The 13846-nt window shown below is 42.5% G+C and carries 15 protein-coding genes and 1 pseudogene; 6 read left to right on the forward strand and 10 right to left on the reverse strand.

Annotated elements, in window-relative coordinates; genetic code table 11:
• From ACLNCN_RS00540 to ACLNCN_RS00560, 5 genes are all read left to right on the forward strand, one after another.
• Nucleotides 1-1160: acetyl-CoA carboxylase biotin carboxylase subunit (locus tag ACLNCN_RS00540; protein WP_424844412.1), on the forward strand; the 1160-nt coding region annotated here is incomplete at its 5' end.
• A 36-nt stretch (nt 1161-1196) separates the two neighbouring features.
• Nucleotides 1197-2063, forward strand: a complete 867-nt coding sequence (gene accD, locus ACLNCN_RS00545; RefSeq protein ID WP_424844413.1) for an acetyl-CoA carboxylase, carboxyltransferase subunit beta — start codon at nt 1197-1199, stop codon at nt 2061-2063.
• Nucleotides 2060-2827, forward strand: coding sequence for an acetyl-CoA carboxylase carboxyl transferase subunit alpha (locus ACLNCN_RS00550; RefSeq protein WP_261045609.1), 768 nt, complete (start codon nt 2060-2062; stop codon nt 2825-2827). The genes accD and ACLNCN_RS00550 overlap by 4 nt, the downstream gene beginning before the upstream one ends.
• A gap of 156 nt (nt 2828-2983) precedes the next feature.
• Nucleotides 2984-3169, forward strand: a complete 186-nt coding sequence (gene briC, locus ACLNCN_RS00555; RefSeq protein ID WP_424844414.1) for a biofilm-regulating peptide BriC — start codon at nt 2984-2986, stop codon at nt 3167-3169.
• A gap of 18 nt (nt 3170-3187) precedes the next feature.
• Nucleotides 3188-3910 carry a CPBP family intramembrane glutamic endopeptidase gene (locus ACLNCN_RS00560; protein WP_138335139.1) on the forward strand — a complete coding sequence of 241 codons (723 nt, stop codon included), beginning with the start codon at nt 3188-3190 and terminating at the stop codon, nt 3908-3910.
• Nucleotides 3911-3962: 52 nt separating this feature from the next.
• On the opposite strand, the gene nusB is transcribed toward ACLNCN_RS00560, so the two are convergent.
• The 8 genes and pseudogenes from nusB to gatC all read right to left on the reverse strand — a co-directional run bounded on the left by nusB (nt 3963) and on the right by gatC (nt 9534).
• The gene (nusB, locus tag ACLNCN_RS00565; protein ID WP_000203637.1) at nt 3963-4382 is read right to left on the reverse strand and encodes a transcription antitermination factor NusB; all 420 of its coding nucleotides are present in this window, start codon (nt 4380-4382) and stop codon (nt 3963-3965) included.
• Complete coding sequence (locus ACLNCN_RS00570) at nt 4375-4764, reverse strand: Asp23/Gls24 family envelope stress response protein (RefSeq protein ID WP_020902992.1); 390 nt, start codon at nt 4762-4764, stop codon at nt 4375-4377. Before ACLNCN_RS00570 ends, nusB begins: the two co-directional genes overlap by 8 nt.
• 21 nt (nt 4765-4785) lie before the next feature.
• Complete coding sequence (efp, locus tag ACLNCN_RS00575; protein ID WP_000568643.1) at nt 4786-5346, reverse strand: elongation factor P; 561 nt, start codon at nt 5344-5346, stop codon at nt 4786-4788.
• A 133-nt stretch (nt 5347-5479) separates the two neighbouring features.
• A pseudogene (locus ACLNCN_RS00580) lies at nt 5480-5773 on the reverse strand (glutamyl-tRNA amidotransferase); the annotation flags it as partial.
• A 108-nt stretch (nt 5774-5881) separates the two neighbouring features.
• Entirely contained in the window at nt 5882-6277 is a 396-nt protein-coding gene (locus tag ACLNCN_RS00585; protein WP_424844415.1) for a hypothetical protein, read from the reverse strand.
• A gap of 43 nt (nt 6278-6320) precedes the next feature.
• Nucleotides 6321-7766 carry an Asp-tRNA(Asn)/Glu-tRNA(Gln) amidotransferase subunit GatB gene (gene gatB / locus ACLNCN_RS00590; protein WP_094753832.1) on the reverse strand — a complete coding sequence of 482 codons (1446 nt, stop codon included), beginning with the start codon at nt 7764-7766 and terminating at the stop codon, nt 6321-6323.
• Nucleotides 7766-9232 (reverse strand): Asp-tRNA(Asn)/Glu-tRNA(Gln) amidotransferase subunit GatA, encoded by a 1467-nt coding sequence (gatA, locus tag ACLNCN_RS00595; RefSeq protein WP_125393729.1) that lies wholly within the window; start codon nt 9230-9232, stop codon nt 7766-7768. The genes gatB and gatA overlap by 1 nt, the downstream gene beginning before the upstream one ends.
• Nucleotides 9232-9534, reverse strand: coding sequence for an Asp-tRNA(Asn)/Glu-tRNA(Gln) amidotransferase subunit GatC (gene gatC, locus ACLNCN_RS00600; protein WP_000705419.1), 303 nt, complete (start codon nt 9532-9534; stop codon nt 9232-9234). The genes gatA and gatC overlap by 1 nt, the downstream gene beginning before the upstream one ends.
• Nucleotides 9535-9746: 212 nt before the next feature.
• On the opposite strand from gatC, the gene ACLNCN_RS00605 reads away from it, so the two are divergent.
• Nucleotides 9747-11291 carry a peptide chain release factor 3 gene (locus ACLNCN_RS00605; RefSeq protein WP_001025437.1) on the forward strand — a complete coding sequence of 515 codons (1545 nt, stop codon included), beginning with the start codon at nt 9747-9749 and terminating at the stop codon, nt 11289-11291.
• Between the two features lie 406 nt (nt 11292-11697).
• On the opposite strand, the gene ACLNCN_RS00610 is transcribed toward ACLNCN_RS00605, so the two are convergent.
• Together ACLNCN_RS00610 and sstT are read right to left on the reverse strand one after the other, a co-directional pair.
• Entirely contained in the window at nt 11698-12651 is a 954-nt protein-coding gene (locus tag ACLNCN_RS00610) for an aromatic acid exporter family protein (protein WP_424844416.1), read from the reverse strand.
• 67 nt (nt 12652-12718) lie between these two features.
• Nucleotides 12719-13846: serine/threonine transporter SstT (gene sstT, locus ACLNCN_RS00615; protein ID WP_424844417.1), on the reverse strand; the 1128-nt coding region annotated here is incomplete at its 5' end.

Genomic DNA, 13846 nt, shown 5'->3' on the forward strand with positions numbered 1-13846 from the left:
CAGTCTTGACTGAGGCAGAAGCCATTCACCCAGGTTTTGGATTTCTCAGTGAAAATTCCAAATTTGCAACCATGTGTGAAGAAGTTGGTATCAAGTTTATCGGTCCATCTGGTCATGTTATGGATATGATGGGGGATAAGATCAATGCGCGTGCTCAGATGATTAAAGCTGGTGTGCCTGTCATTCCAGGTTCGGATGGAGAAGTGCATAACTCTGAAGAAGCTTTGATTGTTGCTGAAAAAATTGGCTATCCTGTTATGCTCAAGGCTTCAGCAGGTGGAGGTGGTAAAGGGATTCGTAAGGTTGAAAAACCAGAAGACCTCGTTTCCGCCTTTGAAACTGCCTCAAGTGAAGCCAAGGCCAATTATGGCAATGGTGCCATGTACATAGAACGGGTCATCTATCCAGCTCGTCACATCGAGGTTCAAATCCTAGGAGATGAACATGGAAATGTAATCCATTTGGGGGAACGAGATTGTTCTCTTCAACGGAATAACCAAAAGGTTTTAGAAGAAAGCCCTTCGATTGCAATCGGGAAAACGCTACGCAATGAAATTGGTGCTGCTGCTGTTAGAGCTGCAAAGTCTGTTGGTTATGAGAATGCAGGAACCATTGAGTTTCTGCTTGATGAAGCTAGTGGCAAATTCTATTTCATGGAAATGAATACTCGTGTTCAGGTAGAACATCCCGTTACAGAGTTTGTGTCAGGTGTTGATATCGTTAAGGAACAGATTCGCATTGCGGCAGGTCAGCCCCTGTCTGTGAAGCAAGAGGATATTGTCCTACGTGGCCATGCTATCGAGTGTCGGATCAATGCAGAAAATCCAGCCTTCAACTTTGCTCCAAGTCCAGGTAAGATTACTAATCTCTATCTGCCAAGTGGAGGAGTTGGCTTGCGCGTGGATTCAGCAGTTTATCCAGGCTATACCATTCCGCCTTATTATGATAGTATGATTGCCAAAATCATCGTTCACGGCGAAAATCGTTTTGACGCCCTGATGAAAATGCAACGTGCCCTCTATGAATTAGAGATTGAAGGGGTGCAGACCAATGCAGATTTCCAGCTTGACCTCATTTCAGATCGCAATGTTATTGCTGGGGATTACGATACTTCCTTCTTGATGGAAACCTTCTTACCTAAATATCAAGAAAAAGAATAAAATGACTTCAAGAGTTTAAACCGAAAAGGGGAATCAATGGCTCTATTTAGTAAAAAAGATAAGTATATTCGAATCAATCCCAATCGTTCGGTTAGGGAAAAACCTCAAGCTAAACCAGAGGTTCCAGATGAATTATTCTCTCAGTGTCCGGGCTGTAAGCATACTATCTATCAGAAGGATCTGGGAAGTGAGCGTATCTGTCCGCACTGTAGCTATACCTTTCGTATTTCTGCCCAAGAACGCTTGGCTCTGACGATTGATATGGGAACCTTCAAGGAATTGTTTACAGGGATTGAAAGCAAGGATCCCTTGCATTTCCCTGGTTATCAAAAGAAACTAGTAACCATGCGTGAAAAAACAGGTCTGGATGAAGCCGTTGTCACAGGAACTGCTCTTATTAAAGGTCAGACTGTGGCTCTTGGGATTATGGATTCCAACTTTATCATGGCTTCTATGGGTACGGTTGTAGGTGAAAAAATCACTCGTTTGTTTGAGTATGCGACTGTCGAAAAATTGCCAGTTGTCCTCTTCACAGCCTCTGGTGGAGCCCGTATGCAGGAAGGAATCATGAGTCTCATGCAGATGGCCAAGATCTCTGCAGCAGTTAAACGGCATTCAAATGCTGGTCTCTTTTATCTGACCATTTTGACAGATCCAACGACTGGTGGTGTGACAGCTTCTTTCGCTATGGAAGGCGATATCATTCTGGCTGAACCACAGAGTTTGGTTGGTTTTGCTGGACGTCGTGTCATTGAAAATACGGTTCGTGAAAGCTTGCCTGAGGATTTCCAAAAGGCAGAATTTTTACTTGAACATGGCTTTGTGGATGCTATTGTTAAAAGAAGAGACTTGCCAGATACCATTGCTAGCCTAGTCAGATTGCACGGAGGGAGTCCTAGATGAATATTGCAAAAATAGTCAGAGAAGCGCGTGAGCAGAGTCGCTTGACAACTTTGGACTTTGCGACAGGCATTTTTGATGAATTTATCCAGTTACATGGTGACCGTTCTTTTCGTGATGATGGTGCAGTTGTTGGTGGTATCGGCTGGCTTGGAGACCAAGCTGTAACAGTGGTTGGTATCCAAAAAGGCAAGAGTTTACAAGACAACCTCAAACGGAATTTTGGACAGCCACATCCAGAAGGCTACCGCAAGGCCCTACGGTTGATGAAACAGGCTGAAAAGTTTGGCCGTCCAGTTGTGACCTTTATCAATACAGCAGGTGCCTATCCTGGTGTGGGAGCGGAAGAACGTGGTCAAGGGGAAGCTATCGCTCGCAATCTCATGGAAATGAGTGACCTGAAAGTTCCTATTATCGCCATTATTATCGGTGAAGGTGGTTCAGGTGGTGCTCTGGCTCTAGCAGTCGCAGACCGTGTCTGGATGCTGGAAAATTCTATCTATGCTATTCTCAGTCCAGAAGGCTTTGCTTCCATTCTATGGAAGGACGGCAGTCGTGCCATGGAAGCGGCAGAACTGATGAAAATCACTTCGCATGAACTGTTAGAAATGGACGTGGTAGATAAGGTGATTTCTGAAGCAGGACTTTCTAGCAAAGAACTGATTAAGAATGTTAAAAAAGAACTTCAAGCTGAGCTAGCTAGACTTTCGCAAAAACCGTTAGAAGCGTTGTTGGAAGAGCGTTATCAACGATTTAGAAAATACTAAAAATGACTAAATGAGACTAGAAAGGTCTCATTTTTTTAGAAAAATGCAGTTCAGACCGAAAAATTGACAGTTGAGGGGAAGATTAATAACATAGACAAAAAAGATGTATACTGTAGATGTAAGCTTACAAAAATTTATTTTAAGGAGGTACTTGATATGACAGGTACAGAAACATTTACAGTTCTTTCAAATGAGGACTTAGAGCAAACTTCAGGTGGTTTTGCTGTTTGGGAAGATGGTGAAGGAAGATGGTTATATTATAGAGACTTTGCTCCTTATATGGGGCAAGGGGCGCTTAATTCTTATAGGGATGCTTGGAAGTATGGCTTCCGAGCAGGATAATCTTTCAAAAAAAGTATGATGAGAAACATAGAGAAACTAAGACAATTTGGCATATTTTTGCTTATTATTTTACTATCTACCTATTTACCACAAACAATTGGATTGTATGTGACGATAATTTTAGGGTTAGGCGCTGATGTCTATTCTCTTATTTTAACAATGGGATTAGTAGGAAGTTTCCTTCTATTAACTTGGTGGTTAAAAAAGAAAAAGATGCTCTTTATCTTTGAGAAAAAGAGATGGAACTGGTCATTTGTCTTCTACTTATTTTCAGGTTATGTGGTTTATCAGATTCTCGGTAATTTTTGGGCACGCTATGCTCATTTGATTAATCATAGGAATATTCATGATGAGTATTTTACCGTTGTTCTTTCAAATGGACAACCAACTTTTTTATCGACTATCTTATCTTTTGTCCTGCCTGTAATCATCGGTCCTATTTTTGAGGAGACTCTTGATAGAGGGTATTTTATGAATACCTTCTTTCCTAAGTCAAAGTATTATTTAGATGTCATCCTATCAGGCCTGATCTTTGGACTCAGTCATTTGATACTATCTCATCGAGACCCGATTAGTTTATTATATTATAGTGTGATTGGTCTCTTTTTCGCCCTTGTTTATCGTTCTACCGATAATCTTAGATTAACGATTCTCTGCCATAGTTTTTTTAACTTTCTCAACCATGCAACCCCCCTCTGGATTTTTGTTTATAATTATGTCTATTACCACTTTTTAAGATAATGGGAGGCAATGAAAAAAGTGTTTGATGTCTGTCAAACACTTTTTCTATTTACTATTCTTCAGTTACAAATTGACTAAGCAGTCCATTGATAAAGCGGGCTGATTTTTGATCTGAAAAATTCTTAGCAAGTTCAATAGCTTCATTGACTGCTACCAGCTGAGGTGTATCAAATGATGTGATTTCAAAGATTCCTAAGCGTAGTAAGTTTTTTTCGACCAAGGTCAAGCGTTCAACTGTCCAGCCTGACTTGAGGTGCTGGTTGATTTGTTTATCCAACTCGTCTTTCTGAGCTTGAACACCAGAAACCAAGTTTAGAAGAAAGGCAGGGATTTGCACATCTGCATCTTCACGGTCATGCGTGTAGGCAAAGTGACAAGCTGTTTCCATATCTGTGCCGAATTCAAGGCTCATAAGAGCTTGAAAAGCGCATTTACGAAGTTCGCGTCTAGATTCTAATAATGGACTAGTCATTGAGGAAGTCCTCGTTAAATAGATCTTTCAACTCAGGTTTTGGTGTTTTATCTGGAACGATTCCTGCAACATGGATGTTAACAGCAGAAAGTTCCACATCAGCCATATCACGGACAGCATCTTTGACTGCTTTTTGAATAGCAAGAGCCACTTTTGGTACTTTCACACCGTACTCAAGGTAGAGATAGATGTCAGCAGTTAGCTCTTCATTGCTTTCTTTTAAGTAGACACCACGACCAAGAGAGAGTTTTGATAGGGTATCAGATACGGATTTATTTGAAAATGAGTGGACACCATCAACTTTAGCAGTTGCGATGGCAATGATTTTTTCAAGTACACGTGGAGCGATAACGATTTCGCCAAATTGTTCTTCAATTCCCATAGAATGACCTCTTTCTAGAGATTAGGCACGAGAAACGTAAGTTCCTTCTGCAGTGTTGATGATCAATTTTTGTCCAGCTTCGATGAAGTCTGGAACGTTGACAACAAGTCCAGTTTCCATAGTTGCTGGTTTACCAGAACCTGTAACAGTAGCACCTTTGATAGATGGTTGTGTTTCAGCGACTGTCAATTCAACAGTAGTTGGTACAGTTACACCGATTACTTCAGTTCCGTAGAATTGGATTTTCACATCAGAGTTTTCAAGGATGTAAAGCAATTCATTTTCAACGTTTACGACTGGAATTTCATATTGGTCGTAAGTTTCAGTGTTCATGAAGTAGGCAGTTTCATCCATTTTGTACAAGTATTGAGCTGGAACAGTTTCGATAATAGCTTGTTCGAATTTTTCTTCTGGACGGTAGCTTGTGTCAAATGTAGAACCAGTACGGACATCACGCAATTTCATACGCATGATTGTGTTCCCTTTACCTGGTTTGTGGTGGCTAGCTTCCAAAACACGGATCAATTTTCCGTCTGCAGTTTCAAATGTCATACCAGCTTTCAATTTGCTTGCTTCAATCATGTTTTTACCTCTTTAATAAATATTATTACTCTTCATTTTACCATAAAATCTTCTGGAAATAAAGCCAAAATAGTTATTGGGAGATGGTAGGAGCGAAAAAAAAACCAACCTCAGGGCTGGTTTCTTTTACATATTAATCTTCTTTCAACTTCGCCAATTCTTGGGCAAGGAGTTTAAGGGCGACTTGTGGGTTGGCTTGGCCTTTGGTTGCTTTCATAAGGAAGCCTGTGAAGGCCTTATCTGCGTTACGTTTGCCTGACTTGAAGTCGGCAACAGCAGCTTCGTTGTCCGCAAAGACTTGGTGGATGATTGGAATCAAGATTTCTGGATCTGAGATTTGAACCATACCTGCTTTCTCCACGCATTCACGCGCGCCACCGCCATTTTTAGCTAGGTGGACAAAGACTTTCTTGGTCGTAGCTGAGCTCTTCAAGAAGGATATGGGATTGAGGCTAATGAAAAGATAGATTTCTTAATTTGAATGATTATTAAACTATATTATAATCTTTAAAAATTATCTAAGATATACTTGTCGTTATTTACTAGCAGTTATCTTCTTTATGGAATGATGTTCAATGAGCCACCCTACAATCCACCCCGTCGCTAGCAAGTAATTTTCGAAAGCACCGATAGCATTTACAGAATAATGATACTCCATAAAATTGACTAAGTGATTTGTTCCTATTCCAATCCCACCGAAGATGAGAGCGAGAAGCACGATTCGTAGATAGAACCAATCGTACTTAATATTGACACCGAGAATAAGAATCAATACAGCTAGGTTCCATATTCCAATTTCTCGTTGCCAACCAGCAGAGATTCCATACCCGGAGTGACTTCCCATGTATGATGGAAAGAAAATTTGTAGTATAGAAGCGCCTAGCATAGCGATGATGACTAAAACAAATAGCAATCGTAAAAATTTGTTCATTTTTTCTTCTTTCTAAAATAGAAAAAGGTATATAAAAAGTCTGTTATTCATCTTCTTTCAACTTGGCCAATTCCTGTGCAAGAAGTTTAAGGGCGACTTGTGGGTTGGCTTGGCCTTTGGTTGCTTTCATGAGGAAGCCTGTGAAAGCCTTATCTGAGTTACGTTTGCCTGACTTGAAGTCGGCAACGGCTGCTTCATTATCCGCAAAGACTTGGTGGATAATTGGAATCAGGACAGCTGGATCGGAGATTTGAACCATACCCGCTTTTTCCACGTATTCACGCGCGCCACCACCATTTTTAGCTAGGTGGACAAAGACTTTCTTGGCAATCTTAGACGAGATAGTGCCGTCTTCGATGATGGCAATCATTTCAACCAAGTTTTCTGGTGTCAATTCGATTTGTTCCAGTGTCTTACCTTCAGCGTTCAAGAACTGAGCAACTTCTCCTTGGAGCCAGTTTGAGACTTGCTTAGCATCGCCACCAAGGGCAACAGCTTTTTCAAAGAAGTCAGAAGTGACTTTGTTTGCGGTCAACTGGCTGGCATCATAGTCTGACAAGCCGAGGTCAGAGACGTAGCGCGCACGGCGTTCTTTTGGAAACTCTGGTAACTCAGTCCGCATTTCCTCAATCCACTCGTCTGAGATTTCAAAGAGAGGTAGGTCTGGTTCTGGGAAGTAGCGGTAGTCAGCAGCGCCTTCCTTGACACGCATGAGGATAGTTGCTTTGTTAGCCTCATCGTAACGACGTGTTTCTTGGCGGATTTGACCACCTGAGCGAAGGATTTCAGCTTGACGTTGAACTTCGTATTCAAGACCTTTGCGAACATTTGAGAAGGAGTTGAGGTTCTTCAACTCAGTTTTGGTACCGAATTTCTCTTGACCATAAGGACGAAGGGAAATGTTGGCATCCACACGCATCGAACCTTCTTCCATCTTAACGTCAGAAATACCAGCGTACTGGATAACTTCCTTGAGGGCAGTTAGGTAAGCGTAGGCTTCTTCAGGAGAACGCATGTCAGCTTCAGATACAATCTCAATCAATGGCACCCCTTGGCGGTTGAGGTCAACATAAGAGTAGCCATCTGTACCATGGGTGTTTTTACCAGCGTCTTCCTCTAGGTGGGCACGTTCGATACCGATTTTCTTAGTTGTACCGTCTTCTAGTTCCACTTCAATCCAGCCATTATAGCCGATTGGCTCATCAAACTGAGAAATTTGGTAGGCTTTGGGATTATCAGGGTAGAAGTAGTTCTTGCGGTCAAAGTGCATCTTTTTGTGGATGTCCATGTTGAGGGCAAGAGCTGCCTTGATACCTGCATCAACAACACCTTTGTTGAGAACCGGAAGTACTCCTGGGAAAGACCAGTCAATCACGTTAGTGTTGGCATTTTGGTCATTTCCGAAGTGGGCAGAAGTAGGTGAGAAGATTTTTGAATTGGTGTTGAGCTCTACGTGGACTTCAAGTCCAATGACTGTTTCAAAGTTCATTAGTTATCACCTCCAAAAATCACGGGTTGTTGTTTGTGGTAGTCTGTTGTTGCTTCAAAAGCAGTAGCAACTTGGTAAATGGTTTCCTCAGAATACTTAGGACCAATTAATTGTAGACCAACAGGCAGACCTTGAGCGAATCCAGCTGGAATCGAAATTCCTGGGAGACCTGCCAAATTGACTGGGATGGTCAAAAGGTCAGCCAAGTACATGGCAACTGGGTCGTGGTTGAGTGAGTCCAAATCGTAGGCAACACTTGGAGCGGTTGGACCCAAAATCAGGTCATAATCCGCAAAGACGTTTTCGAAATCTTGAATGATGAGGGTACGGACTTGACCAGCCTTCTTGTAGTAAGCATCGTAGTAACCTGATGAAAGGCTGAAAGTACCTAGCATGATACGTCGTTTCACTTCTTCACCGAAACCTTGGCTACGGCTGTTTACATAGATTTCATCAAGATTGGTTGCATCCTCTGCACGATAGCCGTAACGGATACCGTCAAAGCGTTGCAAGTTTGAGGAAGCTTCTGATGAAGCGATGATGTAGTAAACTGCCACACCGTATTTAGAGTGAGGAAGGCTGACTTCTTCAACGATAGCACCAAGTTTTTCAAAGTGCTTAGCAGCATTCAGAATGGTTTCCTTAACCTCTGGGTCAATCCCTTCGCCTAGGTATTCCTTAGGTAAAGCAATTTTCATACCCTTGATGTCTTGACCGATTTTTGAAGTAAAGTCGGCAATGCGGACAGGGGCAGAAGTAGAGTCTTTGGCATCTTCGCTGGCAATCGCATTGAGCAAGAGGGCATTTTCCCTAACAGTAGGAGCAAAAGGTCCAATCTGGTCTAATGAGCTACCAAAGGCAATGAGACCGAAACGTGAAACTGTTCCGTAGGTTGGTTTGAGACCAACAATCCCGTTAAAGGCAGCAGGTTGGCGGATAGAACCACCAGTATCAGAACCAAGTGATAAGCGGACTTGCCCTGACGCTACAGCTGCGGCCGAACCACTTGATGAACCACCAGGAACCTTGCTGTGGTCCCAAGCGTTTTTAGTTGCTCCGTAGTGAGAAGTTTCACCTGAACCACCCATGGCAAATTCGTCCATGTTGGTCTTTCCGACGACAATCATGCCTTTCGCTTTTGCATTGGAAACGGCTGTCGCATCAAAAATAGGCTCATAGTTGTAGAGCATTTTTGAAGCAGCAGTTGTGAGAATACCATCAGTAGAGATGTTATCCTTAACTGCAAGTGGAATTCCTGAGAGGGCATTATCAGCATCGATTCCTGCTTCATCAATAGCTTTAGCTTGCGCAAGGGCTTGCTCCTCAGCGATGGTAACAAAAGCGTTGATAGCTGTCTCGCGAGATTGGATATCTTCAAGCGTTGCTTGGGTCAATTCAGTTGCTGAAATTTCCTTAGAGACAAGGAGGTTGTGCAAGTCTTCAATAGTTTTGTTATTAAAAGTCATTAGGCATCTCCTCCATCGTCTAGGATAGCTGGTACCTTGATATAGTAGTTGTCTTTTTCAGGTACGTTTTTAAACAAGCGATCGCGGTCGGTTCCTTCTTCAGCCACATCAGGGCGGAGTACGGTCTTACGGTCAGCCATAGTCGTAGTAGGTGCGACACCAGTTGTGTCAACTTCGCCCAGCAATTCAACCATGTCAACAATTTTAGACAAGGTTGTCGCAAAGGCAGCAGTTTCTTCTTCAGAGAATCTTAATTTTGAAAGATTGGCAACGTGTGTTACCTCTTCTTGCGTAATTTTCATCTTGCATCCTTTCGTGAAATGATGATTTTTAGTCTGTTCTATTTTACCATATTTTCCTATAAATAAGGGAGGGGGAAGTGAAAAGAAATAGAAATTGAAAAAAATGGCAAAATCCGATATAATGGAGTGTTGAAAGGAATGGTAAAATCCAATGTAGAAATCATTCTTAGCTATTGGAACAAGAAAAATAGAGAATCAAAGAAAGAGAACTTATGAATATTCAAGAAGAAATTAAGAAACGTCGTACCTTTGCCATCATCTCCCATCCGGACGCGGGGAAAACAACCATCACTGAGCAGTTGCTCTACTTTGGGGGCGAGATTCGTGAGGCTGGTACCGTAAAAGGAAAGAAAACAGGGACTTTTGCCAAGTCTGACTGGATGGATATCGAGAAGCAACGTGGGATTTCGGTGACTTCATCTGTGATGCAGTTTGACTATGATGGCAAGCGTGTGAATATCCTCGACACGCCAGGGCATGAGGACTTTTCAGAAGATACCTATCGTACCTTGATGGCGGTGGATGCTGCAGTTATGGTTGTGGATTCTGCCAAGGGTATCGAGGCCCAAACCAAGAAATTGTTTGAAGTTGTCAAACACCGTGGAATTCCGGTCTTTACCTTTATGAATAAGCTGGACCGTGACGGTCGTGAGCCACTGGACCTCTTGCAAGAATTGGAAGAAGTCTTGGGCATTGCTAGCTATCCGATGAACTGGCCTATTGGGATGGGGAAAGCCTTCGAAGGGCTCTATGACCTCTATAACCAACGCTTGGAGCTCTACAAAGGGGATGAGCGTTTTGCCAGTCTAGAAGACGGGGACAAACTCTTTGGTAGCAATCCTTTCTACGAGCAAGTCAAGGATGATATTGAACTTTTAAATGAAGCTGGGAATGAGTTTTCAGAGGAAGCTATTCTGGCTGGAGAATTGACACCTGTCTTCTTCGGTTCAGCTTTGACAAACTTTGGTGTGCAGACCTTCCTTGAAACCTTCCTTAAGTTTGCTCCGGAACCTCATGGTCATAAGAAAACAGATGGTGAAATTGTGGATCCTTATGATAAAGATTTCTCAGGATTTGTCTTTAAAATCCAAGCCAATATGGACCCTCGTCACCGTGACCGTATTGCCTTTGTACGTATCGTATCGGGTGAATTTGAACGTGGTATGAGTGTCAACCTGCCTCGTACTGGTAAGGGTGCTAAACTTTCGAATGTTACTCAGTTTATGGCGGAAAGTCGTGAGAATGTGACCAATGCCGTGGCAGGTGATATTATCGGGGTTTACGATACAGGTACATATCAAGTTGGGGATACCTTGACAGTTGGGAAAAACAAGTTTGAATTTGAACCACTGCCAACCTTTACACCTGAGATTTTCATGAAAGTTTCTGCTAAGAATGTCATGAAGCAGAAATCCTTCCACAAGGGGATTGAGCAATTGGTGCAAGAAGGTGCTATTCAGCTTTATAAGAATTACCAAACAGGCGAGTACATGCTGGGAGCTGTTGGTCAACTCCAGTTTGAAGTCTTTAAGCACCGTATGGAAGGCGAATATAATGCGGAAGTGGTCATGAGCCCAATGGGTAAAAAAACCGTTCGTTGGATCAAGCCTGAGGACTTGGATGAACGGATGTCATCAAGTCGAAATATCTTGGCTAAAGACCGTTTTGACCAACCAGTTTTCCTCTTTGAAAATGACTTTGCCCTCCGTTGGTTTGCGGATAAGTATCCAGATGTAGAGTTGGAAGAAAAGATGTGATGAAGATACAAAGCCCGTTAAAAAAGCGAGAAGAAAATAGGAAAATCGCCGAAGAAACGTAGTTTCTAGAAGATTTTATCTTTTTCTCGACGCTTTTAGGGCGTGTTCAATTTTTCTAACTGCCTCACTAACGGAGTTTTACGAATATTATCGATTCGTAAAACTTTACGTCGTGATTGGTAGAAAGTGGCCTACCTGCCTGCCTCACTAACTGAGTTTTACAAATGAAATCGGTTTGCCAAACTCCGTGTCGTGGATAATAAGACAGCAAAGTATGTAGGGTTTTACCTTAGCCCTCTATAAATTAGACCTTATTCATGTTACTATTAACCTTTATGGTAATAACTTACAAATAAAAGAAAACTTCAGATATTCACCTTTTGTGATTGGTCTGAAGTTTTCTTTTTTACTGTCCATATTTTTGGTAAAAGTCAACTTTTACTTGGATGAAGGTTTTGGCTTCACGTAGGAGTTGAAGAAGTGTGGCACGGGTTTCAAATTCTTCTCTTGTCTTAGGCAGATTGCGATTACGGAAGACTTCCAGATAACGTTCAATTTCATCTAGCAAATCAGAAGCAGGATTGGTCTGGCTCAGTTGACCGGCAATTTTTGAAAAGAGTTGGGCCAAAATTAGGCTTTCACTGGCAGCTAGGTGACAGGTGTTGATTTGCTGGGCCATGTTTCTCAGGATGCGACTTTGTCGCTGTCTCATCTCAAAGTAGTGGATATGGTAGTCGGTTTGGTGAAAGAGGTGGTCAGAGTGATCCAAATAGACTAGTCTGAGTGCCTCTTCCAAAAGGGTGTCCAATTCTTCAACCAACTGTGCTCGATTGCGTCCATCTCCTCTGGATAAATAATATTTGAAGCGTTGGAGAATATCTTTTAACTTTTCTTCTACCAATGTGTGGTAGTGATGAATTTCCTCTTCTCGTGAAGGCATGTAGAGATTGACAAGCAAGGCAAAACCTGTACCGATAGCAAAGAGAAGGAATTCATTGACTAGAAGGTCTGGAGAGGTTGACTCTTGCACCAAGAGATGGCTAACCAAAACAGTGCTTGGTGTGATGCCAATTTCCCAGCTCATCTGGTAGGATAGAGGCACATAAAGGGCTAGATAGAGGCCAAGGCTCCAGATATGAAATCCGCTCAAGTGAAAAGCCAGAACACCGATAGCTAGAGCTAGAAGCATGGAAAAGAGGCGATTGCGGGCCAGTTTTAAGGTACTTCTACGGGTATCGGATAGGCTCAAGAGGGCGATGATTCCAGCTGAAACTGCTGAGGAGAGATTGAGAAAATAAGCAAGAAGGCAGGCAAGACAGGTAGCTAAGATGAGCTTGGTCGTACGTTGGCTAATAGACATAAGAATTTCCTAGTAAGTTAGAATAAAAGCGGAAAAGACAAGACCTGAGCAGGCTTGCCTTTATGAGTTATTTTTTACGGACTGCCGCGTATTCGGCAACGGCAGTAAAGAGGACATCTGTTGAAGAGTTGAGAGCTGTTTCACATGAATCTTGGATGACCCCAATCACAAATCCAACCCCAACAACTTGCATGGCAATATCGTTAGAAATACCGAAAAGGCTACAAGCAACTGGGATAAGAAGGAGGGAACCGCCCGCAATACCAGAAGCGCCACAGGCTGAGATAGCTGCTACCACACTGAGGACAAAGGCTGTCGCAAAGTCAACAGGGATTCCCAAAGTATTTACTGCAGCAAGGGTTAGAACGTTAATGGTAATCGCAGCCCCAGCCATGTTGATAGTAGAACCGAGTGGGATAGAAACCGAATAGGTATCTGGATCTAGTCCAAGGTCGTGACAAAGTTTCATGTTGACAGGGATGTTCGCCGCAGAACTACGAGTAAAGAAGGCTGTAACACCGCTGACACGCAAACATTTCCAAACGAGAGGATAAGGATTTCTCTTCATAAAGAGGAAGGCAATTAGTGGATTGACTACCAGAGCTACAAAGAACATGGTTGTCACCAAGAGGGCAAGCAAGATTCCATAGTTAGCTAGGCTTCCGATTCCCTTATCAGAGATGGTTTTGAAGACAAGACCAAGGATACCAAATGGAGCTAGGTTGATAATCCATTCGACAATCTTAGAAGTCACATCAGCCATAGTTTTCAGCAATTCTTTACTATTTTTGCTGGCCTCTCTCATAGCAATCCCGAAAACAACTGCCCAAGATAAGATACCGATGTAGTTAGCAGTAACGAGGGCATTGACTGGATTGTCAACCAGTTTGAGCAAGAGATTGCTAAGGACCTGGCCAATTCCATCTGGTGGAGCAATATCGGTATTAGCACTATTTAGGGTAATTTCAACAGGGACAATGAAACTTGCTAGGACAGCAACAAGTGCCGCTGCAAAGGTTCCTACCAAGTAAAGGAAGATAACCGTTTTCATGTTGCTATCTTGTCCCTTTTGATGTTGGGAAAGGGCGTTAGCAACGAGGGCAAAGACTAGAATAGGTGCGATGGCTTTTAGACCGCCAACAAAGAGATCTCCGAGTAGACCAATTCCTGAAATGTTAGGAAGTGTCAGTCCTAG

Source organism: Streptococcus sp. CL8.13, from assembly GCF_049737895.1.

Coding starts and splice junctions, on each gene's coding strand:
- accD (WP_424844413.1), top strand. CDS start 1,197: ATGGCTCTATTTAGTAAAAAAGATAAGTATATTCGAATCAATCCCAAT.
- ACLNCN_RS00550 (WP_261045609.1), top strand. CDS start 2,060: ATGAATATTGCAAAAATAGTCAGAGAAGCGCGTGAGCAGAGTCGCTTG.
- briC (WP_424844414.1), top strand. CDS start 2,984: ATGACAGGTACAGAAACATTTACAGTTCTTTCAAATGAGGACTTAGAG.
- ACLNCN_RS00560 (WP_138335139.1), top strand. CDS start 3,188: ATGAGAAACATAGAGAAACTAAGACAATTTGGCATATTTTTGCTTATT.
- nusB (WP_000203637.1), bottom strand. CDS start 4,382: ATGACTAGTCCATTATTAGAATCTAGACGCGAACTTCGTAAATGCGCT.
- ACLNCN_RS00570 (WP_020902992.1), bottom strand. CDS start 4,764: ATGGGAATTGAAGAACAATTTGGCGAAATCGTTATCGCTCCACGTGTA.
- efp (WP_000568643.1), bottom strand. CDS start 5,346: ATGATTGAAGCAAGCAAATTGAAAGCTGGTATGACATTTGAAACTGCA.
- ACLNCN_RS00585 (WP_424844415.1), bottom strand. CDS start 6,277: ATGAACAAATTTTTACGATTGCTATTTGTTTTAGTCATCATCGCTATG.
- gatB (WP_094753832.1), bottom strand. CDS start 7,766: ATGAACTTTGAAACAGTCATTGGACTTGAAGTCCACGTAGAGCTCAAC.
- gatA (WP_125393729.1), bottom strand. CDS start 9,232: ATGACTTTTAATAACAAAACTATTGAAGACTTGCACAACCTCCTTGTC.
- gatC (WP_000705419.1), bottom strand. CDS start 9,534: ATGAAAATTACGCAAGAAGAGGTAACACACGTTGCCAATCTTTCAAAA.
- ACLNCN_RS00605 (WP_001025437.1), top strand. CDS start 9,747: ATGAATATTCAAGAAGAAATTAAGAAACGTCGTACCTTTGCCATCATC.
- ACLNCN_RS00610 (WP_424844416.1), bottom strand. CDS start 12,651: ATGTCTATTAGCCAACGTACGACCAAGCTCATCTTAGCTACCTGTCTT.